This window comes from Propioniciclava sp. LT432, assembly GCF_059515965.1.
Genome location: NZ_JCAKNE010000007.1, coordinates 66,617 through 91,415, shown reverse-complemented (window position 1 = coordinate 91,415; position 24,799 = coordinate 66,617). Strand labels below are relative to the sequence as shown.

General features: G+C 69.5%; 23 protein-coding genes. 9 read left to right on the top strand and 14 right to left on the bottom strand.

Annotation, left to right across the window (positions count from 1 at the left end):
* On the bottom strand, positions 1-462 hold the full coding sequence (locus AC5YDV_RS05270) for a MarR family winged helix-turn-helix transcriptional regulator (RefSeq protein ID WP_496182279.1): 462 nt from the start codon (positions 460-462) through the stop codon (positions 1-3).
* 107 nt (positions 463-569) lie between these two features.
* On the opposite strand from AC5YDV_RS05270, the gene ftsH reads away from it, so the two are divergent.
* A complete protein-coding gene (gene ftsH / locus AC5YDV_RS05265) occupies positions 570-2,516 on the top strand; it encodes an ATP-dependent zinc metalloprotease FtsH (protein WP_496182278.1) in 1,947 nt (648 codons plus the stop codon).
* 17 nt (positions 2,517-2,533) lie between these two features.
* Complete coding sequence (locus tag AC5YDV_RS05260) at positions 2,534-5,365, top strand: cation-translocating P-type ATPase (protein WP_496182277.1); 2,832 nt, start codon at positions 2,534-2,536, stop codon at positions 5,363-5,365.
* Between the two features lie 46 nt (positions 5,366-5,411).
* Here the strand turns inward: AC5YDV_RS05260 and AC5YDV_RS05255 are convergent, their stop codons facing one another.
* From AC5YDV_RS05255 to AC5YDV_RS05245, 3 genes are all read right to left on the bottom strand, one after another.
* Positions 5,412-6,098: an ArsR/SmtB family transcription factor gene (locus AC5YDV_RS05255; RefSeq protein ID WP_496182276.1), complete on the bottom strand. Its 687-nt coding sequence runs from the start codon at positions 6,096-6,098 to the stop codon at positions 5,412-5,414.
* A complete protein-coding gene (locus AC5YDV_RS05250) occupies positions 6,091-7,365 on the bottom strand; it encodes an MFS transporter (protein ID WP_496182275.1) in 1,275 nt (424 codons plus the stop codon). The genes AC5YDV_RS05255 and AC5YDV_RS05250 overlap by 8 nt, the downstream gene beginning before the upstream one ends.
* Before the next feature lie 212 nt (positions 7,366-7,577).
* Positions 7,578-7,943 carry a DUF5997 family protein gene (locus AC5YDV_RS05245; RefSeq protein ID WP_496182274.1) on the bottom strand — a complete coding sequence of 122 codons (366 nt, stop codon included), beginning with the start codon at positions 7,941-7,943 and terminating at the stop codon, positions 7,578-7,580.
* Positions 7,944-8,074: 131 nt separating this feature from the next.
* Here AC5YDV_RS05245 and AC5YDV_RS05240 point away from each other — a divergent pair, with 131 nt between their 5' ends.
* On the top strand, positions 8,075-8,488 hold the full coding sequence (locus AC5YDV_RS05240) for an SRPBCC family protein (protein ID WP_496182273.1): 414 nt from the start codon (positions 8,075-8,077) through the stop codon (positions 8,486-8,488).
* Here AC5YDV_RS05240 and AC5YDV_RS05235 read toward each other — a convergent pair.
* Both AC5YDV_RS05235 and AC5YDV_RS05230 read right to left on the bottom strand, forming a co-directional pair.
* Positions 8,452-8,856 (bottom strand): DoxX family protein, encoded by a 405-nt coding sequence (locus tag AC5YDV_RS05235; RefSeq protein ID WP_496182272.1) that lies wholly within the window; start codon positions 8,854-8,856, stop codon positions 8,452-8,454. The two genes, AC5YDV_RS05240 and AC5YDV_RS05235, sit on opposite strands and share 37 nt — an antisense overlap.
* Before the next feature lie 125 nt (positions 8,857-8,981).
* Positions 8,982-9,827 carry a thermonuclease family protein gene (locus AC5YDV_RS05230; RefSeq protein WP_496182271.1) on the bottom strand — a complete coding sequence of 282 codons (846 nt, stop codon included), beginning with the start codon at positions 9,825-9,827 and terminating at the stop codon, positions 8,982-8,984.
* Between the two features lie 81 nt (positions 9,828-9,908).
* On the opposite strand from AC5YDV_RS05230, the gene AC5YDV_RS05225 reads away from it, so the two are divergent.
* Positions 9,909-10,631, top strand: coding sequence for a DUF4389 domain-containing protein (locus tag AC5YDV_RS05225; RefSeq protein ID WP_496182270.1), 723 nt, complete (start codon positions 9,909-9,911; stop codon positions 10,629-10,631).
* Positions 10,632-10,635: 4 nt separating this feature from the next.
* Here AC5YDV_RS05225 and AC5YDV_RS05220 read toward each other — a convergent pair whose 3' ends face one another.
* Positions 10,636-11,124: a WS/DGAT domain-containing protein gene (locus AC5YDV_RS05220; RefSeq protein ID WP_496182269.1), complete on the bottom strand. Its 489-nt coding sequence runs from the start codon at positions 11,122-11,124 to the stop codon at positions 10,636-10,638.
* Here AC5YDV_RS05220 and AC5YDV_RS05215 point away from each other — a divergent pair.
* A complete protein-coding gene (locus tag AC5YDV_RS05215; protein WP_496182268.1) occupies positions 11,123-11,500 on the top strand; it encodes a hypothetical protein in 378 nt (125 codons plus the stop codon). The two genes, AC5YDV_RS05220 and AC5YDV_RS05215, sit on opposite strands and share 2 nt — an antisense overlap.
* A 24-nt stretch (positions 11,501-11,524) precedes the next feature.
* On the opposite strand, the gene dnaB is transcribed toward AC5YDV_RS05215, so the two are convergent.
* Positions 11,525-12,811, bottom strand: coding sequence for a replicative DNA helicase (dnaB, locus tag AC5YDV_RS05210; protein ID WP_496182331.1), 1,287 nt, complete (start codon positions 12,809-12,811; stop codon positions 11,525-11,527).
* 653 nt (positions 12,812-13,464) lie between these two features.
* Between dnaB and AC5YDV_RS05205 the strand changes: the two genes are divergently transcribed.
* The 3 genes from AC5YDV_RS05205 to AC5YDV_RS05195 all read left to right on the top strand — a co-directional run bounded on the left by AC5YDV_RS05205 (position 13,465) and on the right by AC5YDV_RS05195 (position 16,394).
* The gene (locus AC5YDV_RS05205; protein ID WP_496182330.1) at positions 13,465-13,734 is read left to right on the top strand and encodes a metal-sensitive transcriptional regulator; all 270 of its coding nucleotides are present in this window, start codon (positions 13,465-13,467) and stop codon (positions 13,732-13,734) included.
* A 28-nt stretch (positions 13,735-13,762) separates the two neighbouring features.
* Positions 13,763-14,080 carry a heavy-metal-associated domain-containing protein gene (locus AC5YDV_RS05200; RefSeq protein ID WP_496182267.1) on the top strand — a complete coding sequence of 106 codons (318 nt, stop codon included), beginning with the start codon at positions 13,763-13,765 and terminating at the stop codon, positions 14,078-14,080.
* 106 nt (positions 14,081-14,186) lie between these two features.
* The gene (locus tag AC5YDV_RS05195) at positions 14,187-16,394 is read left to right on the top strand and encodes a heavy metal translocating P-type ATPase (RefSeq protein WP_496182266.1); all 2,208 of its coding nucleotides are present in this window, start codon (positions 14,187-14,189) and stop codon (positions 16,392-16,394) included.
* Between the two features lie 123 nt (positions 16,395-16,517).
* On the opposite strand, the gene AC5YDV_RS05190 is transcribed toward AC5YDV_RS05195, so the two are convergent.
* Together AC5YDV_RS05190 and AC5YDV_RS05185 are read right to left on the bottom strand one after the other, a co-directional pair.
* Positions 16,518-17,546 carry a hypothetical protein gene (locus AC5YDV_RS05190; protein ID WP_496182265.1) on the bottom strand — a complete coding sequence of 343 codons (1,029 nt, stop codon included), beginning with the start codon at positions 17,544-17,546 and terminating at the stop codon, positions 16,518-16,520.
* A gap of 153 nt (positions 17,547-17,699) precedes the next feature.
* Complete coding sequence (locus AC5YDV_RS05185) at positions 17,700-18,011, bottom strand: hypothetical protein (RefSeq protein ID WP_496182264.1); 312 nt, start codon at positions 18,009-18,011, stop codon at positions 17,700-17,702.
* Between the two features lie 13 nt (positions 18,012-18,024).
* Here AC5YDV_RS05185 and AC5YDV_RS05180 point away from each other — a divergent pair, with 13 nt between their 5' ends.
* Positions 18,025-18,330, top strand: a complete 306-nt coding sequence (locus AC5YDV_RS05180) for an IclR family transcriptional regulator domain-containing protein (protein WP_496182263.1) — start codon at positions 18,025-18,027, stop codon at positions 18,328-18,330.
* A gap of 40 nt (positions 18,331-18,370) precedes the next feature.
* On the opposite strand, the gene AC5YDV_RS05175 is transcribed toward AC5YDV_RS05180, so the two are convergent.
* The 4 genes from AC5YDV_RS05175 to nifJ form a co-directional block, all read right to left on the bottom strand.
* Complete coding sequence (locus AC5YDV_RS05175; protein ID WP_496182262.1) at positions 18,371-18,763, bottom strand: YchJ family protein; 393 nt, start codon at positions 18,761-18,763, stop codon at positions 18,371-18,373.
* The gene (locus AC5YDV_RS05170; protein ID WP_496182261.1) at positions 18,756-20,114 is read right to left on the bottom strand and encodes a glycosyltransferase; all 1,359 of its coding nucleotides are present in this window, start codon (positions 20,112-20,114) and stop codon (positions 18,756-18,758) included. The genes AC5YDV_RS05175 and AC5YDV_RS05170 overlap by 8 nt, the downstream gene beginning before the upstream one ends.
* Positions 20,115-20,211: 97 nt before the next feature.
* Complete coding sequence (locus AC5YDV_RS05165; RefSeq protein WP_496182260.1) at positions 20,212-21,222, bottom strand: dihydroorotate dehydrogenase-like protein; 1,011 nt, start codon at positions 21,220-21,222, stop codon at positions 20,212-20,214.
* A 5-nt stretch (positions 21,223-21,227) separates the two neighbouring features.
* The gene (gene nifJ / locus AC5YDV_RS05160) at positions 21,228-24,794 is read right to left on the bottom strand and encodes a pyruvate:ferredoxin (flavodoxin) oxidoreductase (RefSeq protein WP_496182259.1); all 3,567 of its coding nucleotides are present in this window, start codon (positions 24,792-24,794) and stop codon (positions 21,228-21,230) included.
* Between the last annotated feature and the right edge of the window lie 5 nt (positions 24,795-24,799).

Genomic DNA, 24,799 nt, shown 5'->3' with positions numbered 1-24,799 from the left:
TCAGGCCGAGGCGGTGTCGCTCCCGCTGAGCTCGGCGTCGATCTCCTGGAGGCGGGTGAACAGGCGGACGACGTCGCTGAGCTCTTCACGCGTCAGGTGGGGCAACGTGCGGCGGAGGTAGTCCATCCCGCCCTCGTCCACGGATCGCAGCAGGGTCTCCCCCTCGTCGGTGAGGGTGATGCGCTTGCGGCGGCGGTCGACCGGGTCCTCGATGCGGGACAGGTACCCGCGCCTGACGAGGCGGTCCACCGAGATGGTGACCGTGGAGGGGGTGACCCCCAGGCGCTCGGAGAGGTGGAGCAGGGTCAGCCTCCCCGCCGCATCGACCTCGTTGAGCAGGCGCAACTGGGGCACGGTCATGTCGATGCCGCCCAGCACCTCCCCCGTGCCGCGCACCATCAGCCGACGCAGGAACCTCTGCTGGTCCAGCACCTGACCGACCAAGTCCTCGCACGCCCCCATCGCTCCTCCTTCCGGCAACTGTAACGCATCGAGTCAAATCTTTGGCAACACCAAAACCATACGCGCTAAGATGATTGTTAGATCGAGTCAAATGAATAGGAGTGTCCATGTCTTCCGAAGAGAGCAGGTTGACGACGCCGAGAGATGAGCCCGCACCGACCCCGTGGCGGACGGAGGGCCTTCACGAGGACGGCGGCTCCGCCGGCCCGCAGGGTCCCCAGTGGTGGCGGGTCGCCCTCTGGGCGCTGGTCTTCTGGCTGGGGTTCTTCCTGCTCTTCTCGTGGCAGGACCTGGCGAATGCTCCGGTGACCGTCCCGTACAGCGACTTCACCGCGCAGGTGCAGGCCCAGAACGTCAAGGAGGTCTACTCCAAGGGCGACACCATCCAGGGCGCGCTGAAGGAGCCGGCGCCCATCCCCGGGATCGAGGGTCGCACCTACACGAACTTCACCACCGAGCGCCCGACCTTCGCCCAGGACGACCTGCTCACCCAACTCGTGGCCGGTGACGCCGTCGTCCGGGCCACGCCGGTGATCGCCCAACGCGGACCGCTGGCCAACTTCCTGCTCTCGTTCGGCCCGATGCTCCTGCTGATCGGCCTCTATGTCTGGTTCTACCGTCGGATGATGAAGCGCGCCCGGGAGGGCGGTGGCCTGGGCGGCCTCGGCGGCTTGGGTCTGGGGGGCGGCAAGAAGGTCGAGGCCGTCGACCCGGCCAAGGTGCGCGTCACGTTCGACGACGTCGCCGGCATCGACGAGGTCGAGAACGAGGTGACCGAGATCGTCGACTTCCTGAAGAACCCGGACAAGTACAAGCGGCTTGGCGCGAAGGCGCCCAAGGGCGTCCTGCTGAGCGGCGAGCCGGGCACCGGCAAGACGCTGCTGGCCCGGGCGACCGCCGGCGAGGCGGGCGTCCCGTTCTTCTCGGCCAGCGCGTCCGAGTTCATCGAGATGATCGTGGGTGTCGGCGCGCAGCGCGTCCGCCAGCTGTTCGAGGAGGCCCGCAAGGTCGCCCCGTCGATCATCTTCATCGACGAGATCGACACCATCGGACGCGCTCGCGGCGGCTCCCGCTCCATGGGCGGCCACGACGAGCGCGAACAGACGCTCAACCAGATCCTGACCGAGATGGATGGGTTCGACGGCACCGAGGGCGTCGTCGTCATGGCGGCGACGAACCGCGCGGACGTGCTGGACCCGGCGCTGACCCGTCCGGGCCGTTTCGACCGGACGATCACCGTCCACGCGCCGGACGTCGTGGGCCGCGAGCAGATCCTCGGCGTCCACACCCGCGGCGTCCCCACCGCGGACGACGTCGACCTCCGGGCCGTCGCCCAGGCCACCCCCGGCATGACGGGCGCCGCCCTGGCGAACCTCGTCAACGAGGCGGCCATCCTCGCCGCCAAGCGCGACGCGGACGCCGTCACGCAGGCCGACCTCATGGAGGCGGTGGAGAAGGTCCAGCTCGGGGTCGCCCGTGACGTCGTCATCGAGCCCGAGGAGCTGCGCAAGACGGCGTACCACGAGGCCGGACACGCGCTGCTCGGCATGCTGCGCCCCGACGGCGACCCGGTGCGCAAGATATCGATCATCCCGCGCGGGCAGGCGCTCGGCGTCACGCTCTCGACGCCGGACTCCGACCGCTACGGCTACCACGAGGAGTACCTGAGAGGCCGGATCGTCGGCGCGCTGGGCGGCTGGGCCGCCGAGAAGCTCGTCTACGGCAGCACGACCACCGGCGTCGACAACGACCTCGAACAGGTGACCACCATCGCCCGCAACATGGTCGGACGGTGGGGCATGTCGGAGAAGGTCGGTGCCATCTCGGCGCTGTCGCGCGACACCGACCCGCGCATGCTCGGTATCTCCGAGGCCACCTTGGAGGCGGTCGACGAGGAGTCGCGCCGGATCATCCGGGAGTGCCAGCAGGAGGCACTCTCCACGCTGGATCAGAACCGTGACAAGCTCGACTCGATCGTGGCGGCTCTGTTGGAACACGAGACGCTCGACGAGGCCCAGGCGTACGCGGCCGCGGGCATCGAACGCCGACGCTGAGTCGGGAAGGGGAACTGATGACCGTCGTGAACGCGACCGAAGACGTCCCGTCCGTGGACGCCAGCCTCGAGGCCGCCGAGGAGGTGACCGCGCGCCTGGGCGTCGACCCGGCCACGGGCCTCGACGCCGCAGAGGTGACCCGGCGCCGGGAGGAGCACGGACCCAACGAACTGCGCGGCAAGCCGCCTGTGCCCGCCTGGCGCCGGTTCCTCGCGCAGTTCGCGGATCCGTTGATCTACCTGCTGCTGGCGGCGATCGCCATCTCCCTGGTGGCGTGGTACGCCGAGGGTGCCGCCGGCGTCCCCGTGGACGCCCTGGTCATCACGATCATCGTGGTGGCGAACGCGATCATCGGGTTCGTCCAGGAGAACAAGGCCGAGAGCGCCGTCGCGGCGCTGGCCGACATGACGGCCGCCCACTCCACCGTCCTGCGGGACGGCGAACTGGTGGACGTGGCGTCCGCCGAGCTTGTGCCCGGCGACATCCTCGTCCTGAGCGAGGGGGACGCCGTGGGTGCGGACGGCCGCCTGCTCACCGCCACCTCGTTGCAGGTGCAGGAGGCGTCGCTGACCGGAGAGTCCGAGGCCAGCGAGAAGCACGCCGGGACGCTGTCGGAGGCCGCCGGCATCGGCGACCGCCACAACATGGTGTTCAAGGGCACCGCGGTCGCCCGCGGGGTCGGGCGCGCCGTCATCACCTCCACCGGCATGTCCACCGAGATGGGCCGCATCGCGACCCTGCTGGACGAGACCGAGGACACCCCGTCCCCGTTGCAGGTCGAGATCGCCCAGATCTCGAAGATGCTCGGCGGCCTGGTCATCGGCATCGCCGTCGTCGTCATGGCGGCGCTGGGGATACTCAACGGTGTGTCGTCGCTGTCGGAGGCCGTGGACATCCTGCTGATGGGCGTCTCGCTCGCGGTGGCGGCCGTGCCCGAGGGCCTCCCGGCGATCCTGTCGCTGGTGCTGGCGATCGGCGTCCAGTCGATGGCCGGGCGCAACGCCGTGATGAAGAACCTCCACTCGGTGGAGACCCTCGGTTCGGTGTCGACCATCTGCTCCGACAAGACCGGCACGCTGACGAAGAACGAGATGACGCTCCGCGAGGTCGTCACGGCGTCCGGGCGCGTCACCCTGACGGGGACGGGCTATGAGCCCGCCGGTGAGGCCACCTTCACCGGTGACGAGGACAGGACCGCCTTCGAGGCGAGGCGCGTCCTGACGGCGGGAGCGGTCGCGAGCAACGCGCAGGTGTCCCACACGTCCGGCACCTGGCAGGCGACCGGCGACCCCACCGAGGCGGCCTTCCTCGTCGCCCAGCACAAGATCGACGGGGTGGCGGGCCGCGTGGGGTCGTGGCGGCGGACGGGCGAGGTGCCGTTCAGCTCCGAACGCAAGATGATGTCCGTGCTCGGCCACCGGGACGACGAGGGCATCGACCGGGTGTTCGCCAAGGGTGCCCCCGACATCCTGTTGGAGCGCTGCACCCGCGAGCAGGTCGGGGAGGACGTCCGGCCCCTGACCGACGAGCGGCGCGCCGAGTGGGTGGGCACCATCGAGGACCTCAGTCGCGAGGGCTACCGCACGCTTGGCGTCGCTTGGCGCGAGGCCGAGGACGCCGACCTCGACGTCTTCGACGAGGACGCCGAGCGTGACCTCGTCTTCGTCGGAACCGCCGCCATCATCGACCCACCGCGTCCGGAGGCGGCCGACGCCATCAAGGAGGCCCACCGGGCCGGCATCCGCACGGTGATGATCACCGGCGACCACCCGGTCACCGCGGCGCGCATCGCCAGCGACCTGGGCATCACCGAGGACGTGGGTTCCTCCACCCAGGCCCTCACGGGACGCGACCTGGACGCCCTCGACGCCGACGGCCTGGTCGAGGCCACCCGGGACACGCGTGTGTACGCCCGCGTTGCTCCCCAGAACAAGCTGCAGATCGTCGACGCGCTCCAGCGGGACGGACACATCGTCGCCATGACCGGTGACGGCGTGAACGACGCCCCCGCGTTGAAGACGGCCGACATCGGCATCGCCATGGGCATCACGGGCACCGAGGTGACCAAGGAAGCCGGCGAGATGATCCTCGGCGACGACAACTACGCCACGATCGTGGCGGCCGTCCGCCAGGGGCGCGTGATCTTCGACAACATCAAGAAGTTCATGCGCTACCTGCTCAGCTCGAACATGGGCGAGGTGTCGACGATCTTCCTCGGCGTCATCTTCGGCGCGTTCGTGGGCCTCGCCGACCCCGACAACCCGGCCGCGACGGTGGTGCCCCTGCTCGCCACGCAGATCCTGTGGATCAACCTCGTCACCGACTCCGGTCCGGCGCTCGCCATGGGTGTGGATCCCGAGATCGACGACGTCATGGCCCGCAAGCCCCGCCGGAGGACCGACCGGATCATCGACAGGGCCATGTGGGGCGAGATCATCTCCACCGGCGTGTTCATGGGCCTGGTCAACATGCTCGTCTACGACCTGTCCCTGCCGGGCGGCCTCGTGGGTGGCCTCGAAGGCCTCGCCGAACCGCACCTGCAGCTCGACGTGGCCCGCACGACGGTCTTCACCTCGCTGGTGTTCATGCAGTTGTTCAACGCCCTGAACGCCCGATCGAACACGTCGAGCGCCTTCGGTCACCTGTTCACCAACAAGTGGTTGTGGCTGTCCTTGGGGTTCGGTGTGCTGGCCCAGGTGCTGGTCGTCGAGGTGCCGTTGTTGCAGAGCGCCTTCGGCACCGTCGCGCTGGACCTCGACCACTGGCTGCTGGCCATCGGCGCTGGCGCGTCCGTCCTGGTGTTCGCGGAGGTCGTGAAGGCGGTCAAGCGGGCGCGCTCCCGGGCCTGAGCGGGGGACACTGGGAGGCGCGGCGGCGCGTTGACTTTCACTTGCGCTAGCCAAACGCCCCCCGCACGCTGGCTGCACCCTTCTCGACCGGGAGCCCAGCGAGTCGCCACTCCAGGAGACCGTCGGCGGCACGTCGCGCGCGGCGTCCGTGACGGCTGAGGAGGCGGACGGCGTCGTGGGCCAACACGCAGTAGCGGCCACGGCAATACGCGATGACCTCCTGGTCCGGGGGTAGCTCGGCCAGCCGCTCGGCGAGTTCGTTCAACGGGATGTGGACCGAGCCGGGCAGGTGGGCCGAGTCATACTCCACCTCGGGGCGCACGTCGAGGATGACGGCGTCCCCACGCTCGATCCTGTCGCGCAACTCTGCGGTGCTCACGGCGCGGGTGTCGTCGGGGCCGAGGTAGGCCCGGCGTGAGGGTTCCGTCTGCGCCCGGTGCGCCTGGCTGACGGTGCGGATCTGGTCCCAGAGGGAGGCGACATCGTCGCCGGTGAGGAAGTAGTGGACCCGCTTGCCCTCGCGCCGGGAATCGACCAGGCCCGCCTCGCGCAGCGTCTGCAGGTGGGTCGAACAGGTGCTGAGGGCCAGACCGGCTTCCGCCGCGAGGTGCTCCACGCTCCGCGATCCCTGGCTGAGCAGGTCGATCAGTTCCAGACGCGCGGGGTGGCCCAGAGCCTTGGCGACGGCGGCGAACTGGGTGAACAGGGATTCCTTGGCGGCGCGGTCACCCACGAGGGTCGTCCTCCGTCGTGGACGGGACGCTCCGGTGATGGGTTTCGTACATGCGGACGCCGACGGTCGCGGCCGAGAGCAGCGAGACGGCGGCGGCGATCCACACGGCGGTGCGCAGGTCCCACATGTCGGCGACCACCCCGCCCATGACGGCGCCCACGGCGTACCCGAGGTCACGCCAGACCCGGTAGACGCCGACGGCCCGGCCTCGCCAGTCGGGATGGGCGACATCTCCGATCACGGCCAGCAGGGTGGGGTAGACCATGGCCGTGCCCGCGCCGAGCAGGACGGTGCCGAACGCCCAGACCTGAAAGGTGTTGCCGAGGGCGATGGCGACCAACGCCGCCGCCTGGGTCAGCATGCCGACGGTGATGAGGTGCTTGCGGCCCCACCGGTCCGACAGGGCACCGGTGAACAACTGCCCGATGCCCCACACGCCCGGGTAGAGCGCGAACAGCACTGCGACCTGGTCCACCCGTAGCCCCGAACTGGCGAACAGGAGCGGGAACAGCCCCCACGACAGGCCGAAGTTGAGGTTGTTGACCAGCCCCGCCTGGCTGGCCGAGGCCAGGGCCGGCTCGCGGTAGCTGGTCTGCCGGAAGATCTCGCCGCTGGTCAGGCCCCCGTGCAGGTGGTCGTGCCGCCCGTCGGCGCGCGGGGTGTGGGTGGCGGACTCCACCTTCGCGTGGTGGCGGGTCTCCTTCACCGCCAGTGTGGACAGGCCCAGCGCGAGGGCGGTGTAGACCAACCCGAGCAGGAACGGCGCCGGGCGCAGTCCGTACTGGGCGGCCAGGAAGCCCGCTGCCATCGAGGTCAGCGAGACCGCGCCGTACCCGGCGGCCTCGTTCAGGCCCATCGCCAGACCGCGCTGACGAGGACCGACCAGGTCGATCTTCATGATGACGGTCGTCGACCAGGTCAGCCCTTGGTTGATGCCGAGCAGAACGTTGGCCGCGACCACCCAGCCCCAACTCGGGGCCCACATCAGCAACAGCGGGACGGGGATGGCGAACAGCCAGCCCGCGATCAGAACGGGCTTGCGGCCGTAGCGGTCGGACCAAGTGCCGGCGAAGTAATTGGCGACCGCCTTGGTGATTCCGAACGCGGCCACGTAGGCGAAGATGAAGGTGTAACCGGTGAGCCCGAACTCCTGCGCCGCGAGCAGCGGCAGGACAGTCTGCTGCTGGCCGACCATCCCTCCGACCAGCGCGTTCACCCCCACGAGGAGCGCGAACTGGGCTGCGTTCTCCCGGAGGCCGAGACTCACCGGACCTTGACGTACTGCAGGATCGGACCGACGCATGGGTGAACGATACATCATTTCGGGAAATCATGAAACGTTGCCCACCGCCTGGGCGATCGACGGCTAGCCCGGTTCAGAAGCCTGTGGGTCGCCCGGCTCGCGCCGGGGGCGTCCGTCGCGCTGCCGGCGGCGCCTCACGGCCGGCGAGGCGTCCGAGGTGTTGGTCTGGGAGATGCTCACGAGCTTGTGGGCCCGCTCGATCGGAGCCGTTCGTTCTCGGCGACGACCTCGCGGTGGACCTCTCGCTCGCGCACGAGCCACGCCGGCGGGTCGGCGAGGAGTTCGCCGACCTCGTCGGCGGTCAGGGGGTCGGTGAGTCCGCCCCGGGCGAGGCCCGCCTTCGAGACCCCCAGCTTCGCGGCCACCACGTCGCGCGGGAACGGCCCATTGCGGCGCAGTTCGACCAGCCAGGCGGGCGGGTCGTCGCGGAGGGCATCCAGCTCGGCGCGCGTGATCGGTGTCCGCTGGAACTCCTCAGGTGCGGCTTCCAGCAGGATGCCGAGCTTGCTCGCTGCCGTTGAAGGCTTCATGGTTTGGCTCACGCTCGGCAGCGTAGCCCGCGGGCCCGGGACGTGCGCCGGGACCCGAGCCAACAGAATGCCCCTCGTCCGCTCTGCCTGACGGGGGCCGTTGTCGTCGCTAGGCTCGGCCGGACAGGACGAGAGGAACCGCCATGTGGAGAAGCCGACACCACGAGGACACCTCCGCGACGCCGGTCGAGGTCTGGGACCTGGTCGCCGCCGTGCACGCGGGGGAGCGCACGGTCGAGGGTCATGAGGCCTACCAGGCGGAGGGTCCGCTGGGAGTGGGCACGGTGGTTCGTGCCGTCCAGGATTCGTTCGTCGGGCCTGAGATGACCGTGGTCGAGTTCGAGCCCGGCGTGCGGTACGCGCACGAGTTCACGCTTCGTCGCTACACCGTGCAGCTGGGCTATACGGTCGAGGCGCTCGAGGGCGGCTCCCGGCTGGTGCGCACCATCGGTATCACGGGCCCCTACGCCGACCTCGCCACCGCCGACCTGGGCCGGGAAATCACTGCCGTCTATCAGCCTCAGGTGAAGGCCTTGCTCGCGGCCTTGGAGGCCTGAGACGCCCTCAGTTCGCGCCAACGGACGGCGGCGACCAGTGCCAGCAGGGCGGCGACGAGCAGGTTGGTCAGGACGTTGCGGACCTCACCGCGTCCGGCATGCCACACCACCGCTCCCAACATCACGAGGATGAGTCCGCTGGCCGCCAGAGGCGTGAGCTCGCGCCTGATCCGGGTCAGCCAAGGCAGGACCAGGCCGAGCCCGCCGAGGACCTCAGCGATGCCACTGACGATGTGGAGCCACGGGGGAAGGTCGAACAGCCAGTTCAGCGGTTCGGGCATCCAGGTCGGAAGCACGAAGTGGAGGACCCCCATGACGACGAAGAAGAGGCCGAGGACGATCTGCAGGAACCACACGATCCGATTCATTGTTCGCTCCTGTCATGAGCTGTCAGATGCGTGCCGGATGGCAGTGGGATCAGTGTCGTCGTCGAGTGCGCAGGGTTCCTTGACCTGGATCAAGAGGCGGGCGCGCCTCGCCATGGTCTCAGCCTTCACTCGCAGGCCAGACCGTCGTCGTCCCCGTCGCCGTTGTTTCCTGTTCCCGACTCGAACCAGTCGTAGATGACGCCTTCCTGGGGGTCACCCTTGCGGAAGGGCCCCTTCGGGTCGCCGACCGTGTTCTTCTTCAGCTTGGTGCAGGAGGAGTACTTCTCCCACCACGGGTCCTTCTCCGCGGTGTTCGCGACAGGAGCGATGGCGGGCGGGTTGGCGTCCAAGCAGGCGGTGGTGACGACGGACCCGTCCGCGCCGAGGCGGGCCTTTTGGGCCGCGTGGTAGGCGTCCTGTCGTGGATGGTGGGGGTAGCCGTCCGTCGAGTCGAACCGCGCGACGGCGTTGCCGGCCTTGAGCTGCACCATGCCCAGGTCCTCACCCCCGGCGGTCGTGACGTAGCGGACGAGCCGGCCGTACCGATCGATGTCGTTCTGACCCGGCGGCAGCTCCAGCGTCACGGGATCACCGGGGGACAGGAGGCGTCCGATCGCCATCGAGGCCTCGTCGTGGCCGCACTCACCCCGCTCGGGGGTGTCGATGCCGATGATGCGGACCGTTCCCTCGCTGGTCTCGATGGTGTCCCCGTCGATGACGGTGGCGAACGTGATGCGCGTCGGCTCCGGCGGCGCGGCGGAGGGCGGTGGCGGAGGAGGTGGTGGCGGTGGCGGGAGCGGCGAGGGTGTTGTCACCGGGAGCGGCGAAACGTCTGCGGGTGTTGCCGTGGTCGGGGACGCGCTTGCCACGGGTTCCGGTCGGACGTCCGGGGCGACCTCCGCCGCGGCGGGGCCGCAGGCGGTCAGGGCGAGGACCATCGAAGTCAGGGCGAGGGAGCGCAGCGCCCGCATGCATTCACCCCCTGTTGATCCGATCTCGCAATCCTAGGGCTGCGAGCCACGCCGTGCCCTGATCAAGCGCATGATGGAGTCATGGCCGATCCGTTCACCGGGGCTGGTGCGCAGAGCCCGGTGGTGCTCGAGGGGGCCGAGACGCCGACGGCGTCCCGTGGCCTCTGGTTGGTGAAGTGGTTGCTCGCGGTGCCGCACTACGTGGTGCTGCTGGCCCTCGGACTGGGTGGTGTCGTCGTCTGGCTGTGGGTCCTCGTCGCGATCCTCGCGACGGGCCGCTACCCACGCGCGGCCTTCGACTACCTGCTCGGCGTCATGCGGTGGAGCTGGCGCGTCATGTACTACCTGTACCACGCGGGGGCGACGGATGATTACCCGCCCTTCACCCTCGACGACGTGCCGAGCTACCCCGCCCGCCTCGACGTCGCCTACCCCGCCGTGCTGTCGCGGGGCTTCGTGCTGGTGAAGTGGTGGCTGCTGGCGATCCCCCACTACCTCATCCTCGCGGTGCTCTTCGGTTTCACGAACCGGCGCGAGTACCTCGACGGCCAGTTGGTCCGGGACTTCAGTTGGCCCGGGCTCGTCCCCCTCCTGGTGCTCATCGCCCTGATCGTGCTGCTGTTCACCGGCCGTTACCCCCAGCCGCTCTACAACCTGGTGATGGGGTGCAACCGGTGGCAGTACCGGGTGGTCGCCTACGCGCTGCTCATGACGGACGCCTACCCGCCGTTCCGCCTCGACCAGGGCCCGCGAGAGCTCTCGTGGTCGAGCCGGTCCTACCCTGCAGCGGCGCCCCCGACCTGACGGGCTACGCCTGCGTGGGCGAGGTCGGCGTGGTCAGGCGCCGGAGTTCGTCCTTGATTCCGCGCGCCACCGTGCTCGCCGAGACGGCCACGTTGTCAGTGTGGACGGCGACCCCGAAGCGTCCCGCACAGGACATCGCGGCGACGCCGAGACGGACGTTTCCCTGGATCGGCGCCACGGGCCACACGTGTTCCAACGGGGCGCCGACGACCGACAGCGGCCGGTCCGGGCCGCGGACGTTCGTGACGAACACGGCGATGAAGCGCTGGCGGCGAGCCAGCCACGCGAACAAGCGCGACCCCCAGCGCGTCCGGGTGAGTTCGTACGTCCCCTGGACGCGGGCCTCGGCCTTCGCTGCCCGGGTGACGCCCGCGATGCGGGCGAGCCGGACGCCGGCGTCCGGCTCGCCGACTGGCAACGGGACCACCATCACGCCCACGGCGTTGCCCGACGTCCCGCGGTCGGGGAGCGCGACGGGGACGCGCTGGGGCATGGTCAAGAAGATGTACGGCACCCCGATGTTCCGTCGGCACTGCCGCCAGATCGCCGAACAGGTCTGTGATCAGATCCAGACCTACCGCGACAACGACCACCGCGTGCTGGGGGTGGTGTTCCGGGATGGCAGTCCGACGTGCGGGTTGAGGAGCGCGGCGGTCGAGGCCGACGAGGACCAACAGTGGGGTGGCATGGTCTGGAACGCTTGCCCGCTGCAGCGGTTCGCCGCCACCGAAGGGGTCTACGTCGAGGAGTTCAAGTCCGTCCTGCAGGCCCGTGGCCTTGAGGATGTGCTGTTGCTCACGATGCCGGAGGTGCTCGAGGCCGGCTCGCTCACCGACGCGATCGAGGAGATCCGCTCCGCCTTCGAGTAGGTGAGCACAGGCCACCCGTCTCGACTAGCGCTGCATGTCCACAAAACGGCTCAACGCGCCCTGGAACGCCACCGGCAGGGTGTCGGTGGCGCCGTTGCGGTGCTTGGCGACGATGAAGTCGGCCTCGCCGGCACGCGTGGACTGCTTGTCGTACGCGTCCTCCCGGTGCAGCAGGATGACCATGTCGGCGTCCTGCTCCAGCGAGCCCGACTCACGCAGGTCGGACAGCATCGGCTTCTTGTCCTGACGCGTCTCCGGACCACGGTTGAGCTGCGACAGCGCGACCACGGGAACCTCGAGCTCCTTGGCCAGCAACTTGATCTGGCGGGAGAACTCCGACACCTCCAACTGGCGCGACTCCACCTTCTTGCCGGATGTCATCAGCTGCATGTAGTCGATGATGATCAGCTTCAGGTCGTGGCGTTGCTTCAGGCGCCGTGCCTTCGCCCGGATCTCCATCATCGTCAGGTTGGGCGAGTCGTCGATGAACAGCGGGGCCCGCGAGACCTGCGCGGTCTTGTTCGAGATCCGCTGCCAGTACTCCTCGGTCATGTCGCCCTTGCGGATCGCGCTGAGCGGCACGCCGGACTCGGCCGACATGAGGCGCATCACGATCTCGGACTTCGTCATCTCCAGGCTGAAGAAGACCGAGCACAGGCCGTGGCGAATGGACGCCGCGCGCGCGAAATCCAGCCCCAGGGTCGACTTACCCATACCCGGACGGGCGGCGATGATGATCATCTGGCCCGGGTGCAGGCCGTTGGTGAGGTGATCCAGGTCGATGAAGCCGGTGGGGACGCCGGCCATCTGCCCGTGCTGGGTGAGCGCCTCGATCTCGTCGAGGGTGAGCTCCACCAGCTCCGACAGCGGCTGGTAGTCCTCCTTCGTCCGGTTCTCGGCCACCTCGTAGATGGTCTGCTGCGCGCGGTCGACGATGCTCGTGACGTCGCCCTCGGCCTGGTAGCCCATCTGCGAGATCTTCATCGACGCATCCACGAGCCGTCGCAGGACAGCCTTGTCGCGCACGATCTCGGCGTAGTAGGTGGCGTTCGCGGTCACCGACACGGAGCTCAGCAGCTCGTGGAGGTAGATGTGCCCGCCGACCTGGGCGATCTGGCCCTTCTTGCTCAGGTTGTCGGCGACGGTGATCGCGTCGACGGGCTCGCCGGCGCCGTACAGATCCATGATCGCGTCGTAGATGTACTCGTGCGCCGGACGGTAGAAGTCGCGACCCTTGAGCACCTCGGTGACCTCACCGATCGCGTCCTTGCTGAGCAGCATCGCGCCGAGCACGCTCTGCTCCGCGGCCAGGTCCTGCGGCGGCGTCCGGTCGGCGTAGGTGTTCGAGCGCTCGAAGGGGACGACGTTGTCAGACCACTGGCCACCCCGTTGCTCCGACACGACGCACCACTCCCTTTTCGTGACTCACCCCACTCAAGCAGCAGGGGCGGACATTCCATCGCCGGCGGGGTTCTAGGGACGCTAGACCTCCTCGCGACTTCCCACAAACGCGTCCAACCACGGCCCTGTGGACAAGATGTGGACGACTGTGGAACCACGGCGTCCGGCCTGTGCAGGACACGCCGTCGCGGATGGGGACAACGAAGAACTTCTCGCAGCTAACTGAGGTTGACTAGGGAGTTTGAAGGTCCAGGGCTGGGGATGGAAAACCAATTCTGACGAGTGGGACGCCGCGAGTCCGTTGGACGGAACTCCTCTGGTGGAGGTGGATGGACTCGGCCATGCACCGGTTGTCCACAGGTTACGATGGCGTGATGACGGTCCCTCTTTCCGGGTTGGGCTCAGTACCCCCGGGGGGTATGATTGGACCGGGAGGAGGAACAATGAGCGAGCACATCACCCCTGTGATGGACATCGACCTGAAGGCCGTCGCCTCAGCGGCGCCGGATCCGGGTTGCGGTTGCCATGGCGACGAGACCGACGCGGAGCACCAGCACGGCTACATCACGGCGAAGGACAACTACCAGCGCCGTCTGCGCCGCATCGAAGGCCAGGCCCGTGGTCTGCAGCGCATGGTCGAGGAGGAGAAGTACTGCATCGACATCCTGACGCAGATCTCCGCGATGACGAAGGCGCTGCAGTCGGTCGCTCTCGAACTCCTCGAGGACCACATGGCCCACTGTGTGGTCGCCGCTGCCCGTGAGGGTGGCGCCGCCGCCGAAGAGAAGATCCAGGAGGCGTCCGAGGCCATCGCGCGTCTCGTCCGCAGCTGAAACACATCACGTACAAGGAGAAACACACATGGTTGACCTCTCGATCAAGGACGCCAACGTCGTCGCCTCGACCGGCGGTGGTTGCGGTGGCTGTGGCTGCGGTGGCGGCGCCGAGGCCCCGGCCGATGCCGTCGCCGGCGCGACCGTCGCGGAGTACACGGTCTCCGGCATGACCTGCGGCCACTGCGTCGCCGCCGTCACCGAGGAGGTCTCCGCGATCCCCGGTGTCACCGATGTCAAGGTCGACCTGGAGTCCGGATCCCTGAAGGTCGCCTCCGACGCGCCGGTCGACTTCGACCGCATCGTCGAGGCCGTCGCCGAGGCTGGGGACTACACGGTCGCCTGACCACGCCCACGACCCACAACTGAACAGCACACCTTCCGCCAGGACCGGCTCGTCCTCGGGGTCTCCCCGACCACACGCCGGTCCTCCGCACCGAGGAGAAGAACCTGTGGCCACGTCCACACCCGTGTTCGACGACCGTCGCGAGTCCCTTGAGCTGGACATCGACGGCATGACCTGCGCGAGCTGCGCGGCCAGGATCGAGAAGAAGCTCAACAAGGTCGACGGCGTGATCGCGTCCGTCAACTACGCCACCGAGAAGGCGAAGGTCCTGGTCCCCACCGGTGTCACCGTCTCCGACCTGATCAAGGTCGTGGAGAACACCGGGTACGGAGCCAAGGAGCCCGACCCGACCGCCCCCGAGCCCGACCGGGCGACGGGCCTGCGCCGCGACCTCATCATCGCCGCGGTCCTGACCGTCCCCGTCATCGCCATGGCGATGGTCCCCGCCCTGCAATTCCCGGGCTGGACGTGGGCTTCGCTCGTGCTGACGATCCCCATCTACTTCTGGGCCGGACGCCGCTTCCACCACTCCGCGTGGGTCAACCTGAGGCACGGCGCCACCACCATGGACACGCTCATCTCCATGGGGACCTCCGCCGCCTTCTGGTACTCGGTGTGGGCACTGTTCAACACTCACGCGGGCAACCTGGACTACACGCACGCCTTCGAGTTCACGATCGGCCGCAGCGACGGCGCGGCCGTCTACTTCGAGGCCGCCGCCGTCATCATCACGCTCCTCCTCGCCGGACGCTACTTCGAGGCCACAGCCAAGTCCCAGAGCTCCGAGGCACTGCGCGCCCTGCTCACCATGGGGGCGTCCGAGGCGACCCGACTCCGGAACGGACAGGAGGAGCGTGTCCCGATCGACTTCCTGAAGCTGGACGATGAGTTCGTCGTCCGCCCGGGCGAGAAGATCGCCACCGACGGCGTGGTCGTGTCCGGCACCTCCGCCGTCGACGAGTCCATGGTCACGGGGGAGTCCGTCCCGGTCGACAAGGTCCCCGGCGACAAGGTGCTCGGCGCGACCGTGAACGCGAACGGACGCCTCGTCGTCCGCGCCACCGCGCTCGGCGGGGACACCGAACTGGCCCGCATGGCCCGCATGGTCGAGGAGGCCCAGACCCGCAAGGCTCCCGTCCAGGCGCTGGCCGACAAGATCTCGGGCGTCTTCGTCCCATTCGTCCTCGGCGTGGCCGTGCTGACCTTCGTCGGCTGGCTGCTGGCGGGCGAGCCGGTCCTGTTCGCGGCCACCGCGGCCGTGGCGGTCCTGATCATCGCCTGCCCCTGCGCGCTGGGGCTGGCCACCCCGACGGCCCTGCTCGTCGGCACCGGGCGTGGCGCCAGGATGGGCGCCATCATCGCCGGACCGGACGTGCTGGAGCGCGCCCGCAAGGTCACCTCCATCGCCCTGGACAAGACCGGCACCATCACGCGGGGCCACCTCCGCGTCGTGGGCGTCCATGCCGCCTCCGAGGTGCACGAGGCCGACCTGCTCCGCCTCGCGGGCACCGCGGAGTCCGGGTCCGAACACCCGCTGGCCAAGGCGATCGTCGCCGCGGCCGACAGGCTGGGCGGACTCGACCACTTCGAGAACGTCCCGGGCGAGGGCGTCCGTGCCGTGGTCGACGGCGTCGCCGTGGCCGTCAGCCGGCCGGACGCCGTGTTCGACCTGCCCGCTGGCCTCACCACGGTCGTCGACGAGGCCCAGGGCCGCGGCGAGACCCCGGTGGTCGTCCTCCGCGAGGGCACGCCGATCGGCGTCATCGCGCTGGCCGACACGATCAAGGACACGTCGACCCGGGCGGTCGCCCGGTTCAAGGAGCTGGGCCTCACCCCGGTACTGCTCACCGGCGACAACGAACGCGCCGCCCGTGCGGTGGCCGCCCAGGTGGGCATCGACGAGGTGCGCGCCAACGTCCGTCCGGATGGCAAGGTCGAGGTGATCCGCGGGCTGCAGACCCACGGCCAGACGGCCATGGTGGGGGACGGTGTCAACGACGCGGCCGCGCTCGCGGCGTCCGACCTGGGCATCGCGATGGGGTCCGGCACGGACGCCGCCAAGGAGGCCGCCGGCATCACCCTGATGCGCAGCGACCTGATGCTGGCCGTCGACGCGATCCGGTTGTCGCGCGCCACCCTGCGCACGATTCGCACCAACCTGTTCTGGGCCTTCGCCTACAACGTGGCCGCGATCCCGCTGGCCGCGATGGGCATGCTGACCCCGATGATCGCCGGCGCCGCCATGGCGTTCAGCTCGGTCTTCGTGGTGGCGAACTCGCTGCTCCTGCGGCGGTTCAAGACCGAGTCGGCCTGACACACACCGAGCCGGCACCCGAGAGGGTGGACCTGTGACCCGCAGTCGGGTCGCAAGTTCACTCCATCAGGTGCCGGCTCTGCCGTGTCCGCGCGCGCCCCGCGGAGCAACGCGCGACGAGCCTCAGGCCTGGTACTCGACCTGCTCCCAGGACAGGACATCCGCGGCACCCGGCCGGTTGATCGTGACCTTGAGCCAGTCGACGTTGTTGCTCGAGCCGTCCACGGTGATGCGGGTGAGGTCGGACGTGCCGGTGACCCCATAGTGGGCCAGCCACTTCGAGCCGGCCGCGAGCGGCTGGTCGACGTTGTAGACGTGGCTGTCGCCGTCGAAGAGGTAGGTCTCACCGTCGAACGCGTTCGACTCCTCGACGAGCACCTGGACGAGCTCGGCGAACGCCGAGGAGCCGGCCGGGGTGGGGTTCCAGGTGGGGTCGAACATGTCGGCCTGCAGGAAGATCGCGACAGCGCGGTCGTTGCGCTGCGCGGCGTCCGCGAAGGCCTGCCTCACCTGGGCGATCGAGGCGTCCATGCGGTGGGCCTCCTCGGTGACCTGCTCCTCGGTCGCGGCCGTGTTGCCGAGACCAGTCCAGGGCGCCAGCGAGTTGTTGCTGCCGACGACGTGGACGGCGGTGAAGGTGACGTTCTGCTTGCGCCACGTGACGTTCTCCGGCAGCCCGATCGCGGCCTGCGACTCCACCTTCATGGGCTTCTCGCCCAGCGTCATCCCCGGGGTCGGGTAGAACACCTCGCGGAGGGTTTCGAGGCGCTCCAAGGGGTTGTAGGACCCGTTGTTGGTGCGGTGGCAGTCGGTCCACTCGTTGTCGCCGGGGGTGTAGATGAACGGCTGCTCGAAGGTGTCCACGGTGGCGCGGATGTTCGCGAAGTAGGAGGTGTCGCAGCGGCTCGAGCCGTTCTTGATGTCGCCCACGTGGACGGTCAGTTCGACGTCCGCCTCGTTGATCTCCTGCACCCAGGCCGGGAACTTCTCGATCTGCGCTGCGCCGTACGGCACGTCGCCGATCACGGCGAACGAGTAGTGGCCGGGCTTGGCCTGACCGGGCGCGGACGCCGGGACGGCCAGCGCGGTCAGGGGGGTGGCGATCAGGGTGGCCGCGGCGACGGTGGTGGCGGCAAGGCGGGCGATCCGCATGGAGTTCCCCTTTCTGGAAGGACGTGGCCAGCGTCCAGCCTGCGGGTGACGGGTAGGTGTCGTGCCGGGGACGAAGGCGCCAACAAACCCCCAACGACAAGCTCCCCCGCCCTCGAGGAGGGCAGGGGAGCTGCGGTCGGAGACCGAGGGTGCTCAGACGCGATCCAGGACCTGGCCCGAGCGGTCGCGGGTGAACCACACCGACACGAACGAGATGACCGCGCAGATGCCGACGAAGATGCCGATCGCGGGGTAGTTGTTCGTCTTGCCCACGAGCGCCGTGGCGAGAAGCGGTGCCGGGCCGCCGGCGATCGCGGCACCCACCTGGTAGCCCAGCGAGATGCCCGTGTAGCGGACGTCCGCCGTGAACGACTCGGCGAGGAACGTGCCCATGAGCGCGCCGTACACCGACCAGATGGCGCCGAAGCCGAGGATGGTCGCGAGCGCGAAGATGGTCGGGTTCATCAGGCTGACCAGGTTGCCGGCCCTGACCGAGCACACCATCACCGACAAGGACGCGCTGCGCGCCGAGTTGGCCGCCACGCGCGAGCGCGGCTACGCGCTGGAGCGTGAGGAATCCGGGCCAGGTGTCGCCTGCGCCGCCGCCCCGGTCCTCGACGGGGCCGGCCGTTCGGTCGCGGCGGTGTCGGTCTCCGTCCCCCTCGCGCGGAGGGACCAACACCCCGTCGACCACTGGGCCCGCATTGTCCTGGACGCCGCCGCGACCATGTCGGTGCGACTCGGCGGTCCGGGCGGCCCGGCGGACGCCGCCACCCCGGCCTGAACTCTCAGCCCGAGCTCTCGTTTGAGCTCCCAGCGTGCGGTCAGCCGGCGTGGTGGAGCGTGCCGTTGACGTACACCCATTGCCCGTCCAGCAGGGCGAAGCGGGATGTCTCGCGCAGGACGCCGCGGCGGCGCCCCGACTCCCATGAGGCGGCGAAGCGGACCGTGCCGTCGTCCTCCCACGCCGAGCCCTTGTCGGTGGCCTCGATGGTCAGACCCGTCCAGGTGATCGACGGATCGGGGTCGATCGTGGCGGGTCGGGTCGACGGGTGCCACGACGCGAGCAGGTAGTCCTCGAGCCCGAGGGCGAAGGCCGAGTACCGCGACCGCATCAGCTGGACGGCGGTGGCCGCCACGCGGCGTCCGTCGTGGATCGCCCCGCAGCAGGCGGGATAGGGCTTGCCGGTGCCGCAGGGGCAGGCGTCCTCAGTCATGGGAGGGCGGGATGGCCTTCATCGACTCGGGGACGGTCTCACCCGCGGCCAAGGCGCGGTACAGGTCGAGGATCGCCGTCGACTGGTTCGCGATCGTCCACCAACTCGCCATCTCGCGGGAGCGGGCCTGGGCCTTGGCCCTGAACTCGGGGTCGGCCAGCCGGTGCAGCATCATCACGATCTGGCGTGCCAGCGACTCGGGGGTGGGTCTGGCGATCGCACCATTGACGTCCTCGTCCAGCACCAACCGGAGCTCGTGGTCGACCGATACGATGGGGAGCCCGGCGTGGGCGGCCTCGTGCAGGACGAGCGCCTGGGTGTCGGTCAGGGACGGGAACGCGAACACGTCGGCCGAGGCGTAGTAGGGCCCCAGCTGCTCGCGCGGGACCTGGCCGACGAGGGTCACGCCGCCACGGGCGCGGGCCCGCCGCAGCCGAGGCTCGAGCACCGGCGCGGCGTGCCAGTCGCCGACGATCATCAGCTCGGCCTCGGGGATCTCCTCGCGCACCCACTCGAACGCCTCGAGGAGGAGGGTGATGTTCTTCTCCGCGGCGATGCGGCCGACGTACAGGATGCGCGGTCCGGACGCCGGGGGCAGCGGCTCGCCCTCGGGCAGCGCGTCCGCCCCGTTGGGGACGACGCGGATGCGGGATGCGGGCGCCAGCTCGCGGACACGGGTGGCGGTCTTGTCGGACGGCGTGGTGACGAGGTCCGCCGCCTGCAGCATGTCGCGCGCGGCGTTCAACAGGTTGCGGCGGGACATCCCGCGCTTCCAGAACTTCACGCTCATCCAGCGGCGCATGTCTCGCAGGGTGGGGCGCTTCATGCCCTGGGCCGACACCTTGACCAGGCGGTAGTACGCGTCGAGGAACGGGGTGAGCACCGCATAGTGGTCGGCGTACGCCTCGAAGTCGGTGTGCCACGTGACCAGGAGCGGACGCTCGATCCGGTCGGCCGCCCAGACACCGAGCATGCCGACCGCGCCGAGCCCGTGCACGTGCAGGACGTCGGGCGGGTCGGCGGCGAAGGCCTCCAACGCCGCTTCGAAACCGCGGCCGTCCGCCACGGCCATCGGCATACCGGGGATCCGGATCGACTTCAGCCGCATCTCCGTGCGTCCCGGTGTGTCGCGGTGCGGGTTGGGTCCGTCGCACGCGGGCGCCACGACCTGCACCTCGCAGCCCGCCTTCAGCAGCTCGCCCTCGAGGAACTGCACGGCGTAGAGCAGCCCCGAGTGCCCGGGGCCGTACATGTCGGTGAAGAGGGCGACGCGCAACGGACGCGCACCTTCGGTGGTGGGTCGCTCCACGGCAAGCGGTGCGTCCTGGTCGGCGATCGGCGTCTCGTCCATGTCAGGGTCACTCTAGGACACCCGGCGGTCCCGAGCCATCGGGGCGCACCCAAAGGTGAACGGGCGGACCCGGCGCCATCTGGCCGGGTCCGTGGGCTCACAGGGACCCGTAGCGCGCCTTCGCGTTCTGGATGGCCGCCACGTACCCGCCGCGGCGCACGGCCTCACCGTCCCACACGGTGGGGACGGCCAGCCGGCCCCGCACCTGGTCGAGGGAGTCGAACCCCTTGCGGACCATCCACGACTGCAGGCCACCCACGAGTTCGCGGCTGTAACCGCGCCCGCGTCGGATCAGCGCCGCCGTGGTCATCACGACGTCGGCCCCGGCCAGCAAGTACTTCACCACGTCGTCCGGGGAATCGACGCCGGACGTCCCGGCCAGGGAGGCCCGGGTGTGGTTGCGCAGGGACGCGATCCACGTCCGCGGGACGCGTCCCTCCTGCGGGGTCGACAGCTCGAGGTCGGCGTCGGTGTTGATCGTCTCGACGTCGACGTCCGGGTTCAGGAAGCGGTTGAACAGCACGAGGCCGGACGCCCCGGCGTCCACCAACTGGAGCGCCACGTGGCCCACCGAGCTGAAGTAGGGCGACAGCTTCACCGCCACCGGGATCGACACGGCCTCGGTCACGGCGGTCACGATCTCGCGGTGTCGCTGGACCACGACCTCCCCCGACGTCTTCACGTCGCCGGGCACCAGGTAGATGTTGAGCTCGATGGCGGCCGCGCCGGCGTCCTCCAGCTCACGGGCGAACCCGACCCAGCCGCCGAGGTCGGCACCGTTCAGCGAGGCGATGACCGGGACGTCCACCGCCTTGACCGACCGCTCGAGCAGCGACAGGTAGGAGTAGGCCGCCGACCGCGCGGTGACCGGCGTGGTCGGGAAGTAGTCCAGCGCCTCGGCGAACGCGTTGGACTGCGACTCGATCAGCTGCTCGTCCCGGGCCGTCTCCGCGCGGAGCTGCTCCTCGAACAGGGAGTGCAGCACGATCGCCGCCGCCCCGCCCTCGGCCAGGCCCTCGACGCCGGAGACCGTCTGGGACAGTGGCCCGGCCGAGGCGACGACCGGGTGGGCGAGCTCCAGGCCCAGGTACTGGGTGGTGAGGTCCATGACGTTCACTCCTTGGCGTCGGCCGCGAACTCCGCCGCGGTCCTGGTCGACATCTGCTCGTAGTCCCGCCAGCGGCGGTCGACCTGCTGCTGGCCGGTCTCCAGCATGTGCTCGGCGGTCTCGGGATCGGACGAGGCCAGCATGCGGAACCGCAACTCGTTCTCGTGGTATTTGCGCAGCGGGAACCGCGGGCGTGGGGAGTCCAACAGGAACGGGTTCTTGCCCTGCAGGCGCAGCACCGGGTTGAACCGCATGAGCGGCCAGTGGCCGGAGTTGACCGCCAGGTACTGCTGGTCCAGGCCCTTCTGCATGTCGATGCCGTGGGCGATGCAGTGGCTGTAGGCGAGGATCAGCGACGGGCCGTCGTACGCCTCCGCCTCGCGGAACGCCTTCAGCGTCTGCTGCGGGTCGGCGCCCATCGCGACGCGGGCGACGTACACGTTGCCGTAGGCGATGGCCTGCATGGCGAGGTCTTTGCTGATGGTCTCCTTGCCGCCGGAGGCGAACTTCGCCACCGCGCCCATCGGCGTCGCCTTGGACGCCTGGCCGCCGGTGTTGGAGTACACCTCGGTGTCGAGCACCAGCACGTTGACGTTGCGGCCGGACGCGAGCACGTGGTCGAGACCGCCCGAGCCGATGTCGTACGCCCAGCCGTCGCCGCCGACGATCCAGACCGAGCGGCGCATCAGGTGGTCGGCGACGGAGCGCAGATCGGCCGCCTGGGGGCCCTCCATGCCCTCCAGCGCGTGCTTGAGCTCCTCGACTGCCCGGAACTGGGCCGACAGGTCGGACTCGTACAGCTGGTCGTTGTCGAGGATCCCGTCGACGAGACCGTCGTCGTCGATGACCGAGCGCATCTCCTCCAGTCGCCGGCGCGCCAGTTGCGTCTGCAGGTCGGCGGCCAGGCGCAGGCCGAGGCCGAATTCGGCGTTGTCCTCGAAGAGCGAGTTCGACCACGCGGGACCACGCCCATACTTGTTCCGCGACCAGGGCGTCGTGGGCAGGTTGCCGCCGTAGATGGACGAGCAGCCGGTGGCGTTGGCGATCGAGGCGCGACCGCCGAACAACTGGCTGAGCAGCTTGAGGTACGGCGTCTCGCCGCACCCCGTGCAGGCCCCCGAGAACTCGAACAGCGGCTCGAGGAACTGGACGCCCCGAACTGTGCCGAAGTCGACGCGGCTGCGGAGGTTGACGGCGATGGTCTCGAAGAACCTGACGTTCTCCTTCTCCTTGGTGCGCTCCAGCACCGGCGCCAGGTTGATCGCCTTGCGTCCGCCGCCGTCCGTCACCTTGACCGGGCAGGCCTGGACGCACAGGCCGCAGCCGGTGCAGTCCTCGGCGTACACCTGCAGGGTGTACTTCGCGCCGGGCAGGCCGGCCGCGTTCAGGTCGGCCGACTGGAAGGAGTCGGGCGCACCCGCGAGGGCGGTGTCCGGGTAGTACTTGGCGCGCAGCACGGCGTGCGGGCACACGAAGGCGCAGTTGCCGCACTGGATGCAGGCCGCCTCGTCCCAGACGGCGATGATGTCGGAGATGTTCCGCTTCTCGAACTTGGTGGTGCCCGAGGGGTAGGTGCCGTCGACCGGGAGCGCCGAGACGGGCAGGGCGTCGCCCTCGTCCAGCAGCATGCGGGCGGTGACGTCGCGGACGAAGCTCGGGGCGTGGTCGGGCACCGGCTTGAGGCGCGCCACGTCCGACGTCGGGGCGTCCGGTACGTCGACGCGGTGCAGGTGCGCGACCGCGGCGTCCACCGCCGCCTCGTTCTTGGCCACGACGTCGGCGCCCCGGCGTCCGTACGTCTTGCGGATCGACTTCTTGACCTCCTCGATCGCCTGCTCGCGCGGCAGCACGTTGGAGATGGCGAAGAAGCACGTCTGGAGGACCGTGTTGGTGCGGTTGCCCATGCCGGCCGCGCGGGCGACGGCGTTGGCGTCGATCGTCCACAGCTGGCACCCGAGCTCGATGAGCCGCTCCTGCATGGGGCGGGGGAGGCGCCCGAAGAGTTCGTCCGGCGGGTACGGCGCGTTCACCAGCACGACGGTGCCCCGGCGGGCGTACCGCAGGACGTCCACGCGCACGAGGATCGACCAGTGGTGGATGCCGATGAAGCCCGAGGCGTTCACCAGGTACGGCGCCGTGATCGGCCGGGGGCCGAAGCGCAGGTGCGAGACGGTGCGCGAGCCCGACTTCTTCGAGTCGTAGACGAAGTAGCCCTGCGCGTACGTGCCTTCGTTGCCGCCGAGGATCTTGATGGTGTTCTTGTTCGCGCCGACGGTGCCGTCGGACCCGATGCCGTAGAACACGGCGCGCAATGTCTCGGGGGATTCCACGTCGAGGTCGACGGGGTAGTCGATGCTCGTCAGCGACACGTCGTCGTTGATGCCGACCGTGAAGCGCGGGCGGGGGCTCGGCTTCGACAGCTCGTCGAACACGCCCACGACCATGCCGGGCGTGAACTCCTTGCTGGACAGTCCGTACCGGCCGCCGATGACGCGCGGCAGCGACGCACGGCGTCCGGACGCCACGGCCTCGGCCAACGCGCTGGTCACGTCGAGGAACAGGGGCTCGCCGCCGGCGCCGGGCTCCTTGGTGCGGTCCATGACGGCGATCCGGGTGACGGAGGCGGGGATGGCCGCGAGGACCTGCTCCATCGGGAACGGCCGGTAGAGGCGCACCTGCACGACACCGACCTTCTGGCCGCGCCCGGTCAGGTGGTCGACGGCCTGGATGGCCGTCTGGGCGGCCGACCCCATGATGACGAGGATCCGCTCGGCGTCCGGGGCGCCGTGGTACTCGACCAGGTGGTAGGCGCGGCCGGTCAGTCCGGCGAACTCGTCCATGGCCAGCTGGACGATGCCCGGCACCCTCTCATAGAACGGGTTGACCGTCTCGCGGGACTGGAAGTAGGTGTCCGGGTTCTGGGCGGTGCCACGGATGTAGGGGTGCTCGGGGCTGAGGGCCCGGCCCCGGTGCTCGAGGATGAGCTCCTCGGGGACGTAGGCGCGCAGGTCGTCGTCGCTCAGCATGTCGAGGGTGTTGAGCTCGTGGCTGGTGCGGAAGCCGTCGAAGAAGTGGATGAACGGCACCCGGCTGCGCAGCGTGGAGAGTTGCGCGACGGCGGCCATGTCGTGGGCCTCCTGCACGGACGCCGACCCCAGCAGCGCGAAGCCGGTCTGGCGGACGGCCATGACGTCCTGGTGGTCGCCGAAGATGCTGAGCCCCTGGGCCGCGAGCGAGCGGGCCGCCACGTGGAACACCGTCGAGGTCAGCTCGCCGGCGATCTTGTACATGTTCGGGATCATGAGCAGCAGGCCCTGGCTGGCCGTGAACGTCGTGCTCATCGCACCCCCCTGGAGGGCGCCGTGCAGTGCGCCCGCGGCGCCGCCCTCGGACTGCATCTCGATCACGGTCGGCCGGACGCCGAACGCGTTCTTCATCCCCTTGGCGGACCACTCGTCCGCCAGCTCGGCCATGGTCGAGGACGGGGTGATCGGGTAGATGGAGCACAGTTCGTTGAGTCGGTACGCGACCGATGCCGCGGCTTCGTTGCCGTCGATGATGGTTTTCGTCATGGTGT

Excerpts from the sequence above, each read along its gene's own strand:
- AC5YDV_RS05270 (WP_496182279.1), bottom strand. The coding sequence starts at position 462 with ATGGGGGCGTGCGAGGACTTGGTCGGTCAGGTGCTGGACCAGCAGAGG.
- AC5YDV_RS05240 (WP_496182273.1), top strand. The coding sequence starts at position 8,075 with ATGTGGAGAAGCCGACACCACGAGGACACCTCCGCGACGCCGGTCGAG.
- AC5YDV_RS05225 (WP_496182270.1), top strand. The coding sequence starts at position 9,909 with ATGGCCGATCCGTTCACCGGGGCTGGTGCGCAGAGCCCGGTGGTGCTC.
- AC5YDV_RS05215 (WP_496182268.1), top strand. The coding sequence starts at position 11,123 with ATGGTCAAGAAGATGTACGGCACCCCGATGTTCCGTCGGCACTGCCGC.
- AC5YDV_RS05185 (WP_496182264.1), bottom strand. The coding sequence starts at position 18,011 with ATGAACCCGACCATCTTCGCGCTCGCGACCATCCTCGGCTTCGGCGCC.
- AC5YDV_RS05165 (WP_496182260.1), bottom strand. The coding sequence starts at position 21,222 with ATGGACCTCACCACCCAGTACCTGGGCCTGGAGCTCGCCCACCCGGTC.
- ftsH (WP_496182278.1), top strand. The coding sequence starts at position 570 with ATGTCTTCCGAAGAGAGCAGGTTGACGACGCCGAGAGATGAGCCCGCA.
- AC5YDV_RS05220 (WP_496182269.1), bottom strand. The coding sequence starts at position 11,124 with ATGCCCCAGCGCGTCCCCGTCGCGCTCCCCGACCGCGGGACGTCGGGC.
- AC5YDV_RS05190 (WP_496182265.1), bottom strand. The coding sequence starts at position 17,546 with ATGCGGATCGCCCGCCTTGCCGCCACCACCGTCGCCGCGGCCACCCTG.
- nifJ (WP_496182259.1), bottom strand. The coding sequence starts at position 24,794 with ATGACGAAAACCATCATCGACGGCAACGAAGCCGCGGCATCGGTCGCG.
- AC5YDV_RS05200 (WP_496182267.1), top strand. The coding sequence starts at position 13,763 with ATGGTTGACCTCTCGATCAAGGACGCCAACGTCGTCGCCTCGACCGGC.
- AC5YDV_RS05230 (WP_496182271.1), bottom strand. The coding sequence starts at position 9,827 with ATGCGGGCGCTGCGCTCCCTCGCCCTGACTTCGATGGTCCTCGCCCTG.
- AC5YDV_RS05260 (WP_496182277.1), top strand. The coding sequence starts at position 2,534 with ATGACCGTCGTGAACGCGACCGAAGACGTCCCGTCCGTGGACGCCAGC.
- AC5YDV_RS05235 (WP_496182272.1), bottom strand. The coding sequence starts at position 8,856 with ATGAATCGGATCGTGTGGTTCCTGCAGATCGTCCTCGGCCTCTTCTTC.
- AC5YDV_RS05175 (WP_496182262.1), bottom strand. The coding sequence starts at position 18,763 with ATGACTGAGGACGCCTGCCCCTGCGGCACCGGCAAGCCCTATCCCGCC.
- AC5YDV_RS05170 (WP_496182261.1), bottom strand. The coding sequence starts at position 20,114 with ATGGACGAGACGCCGATCGCCGACCAGGACGCACCGCTTGCCGTGGAG.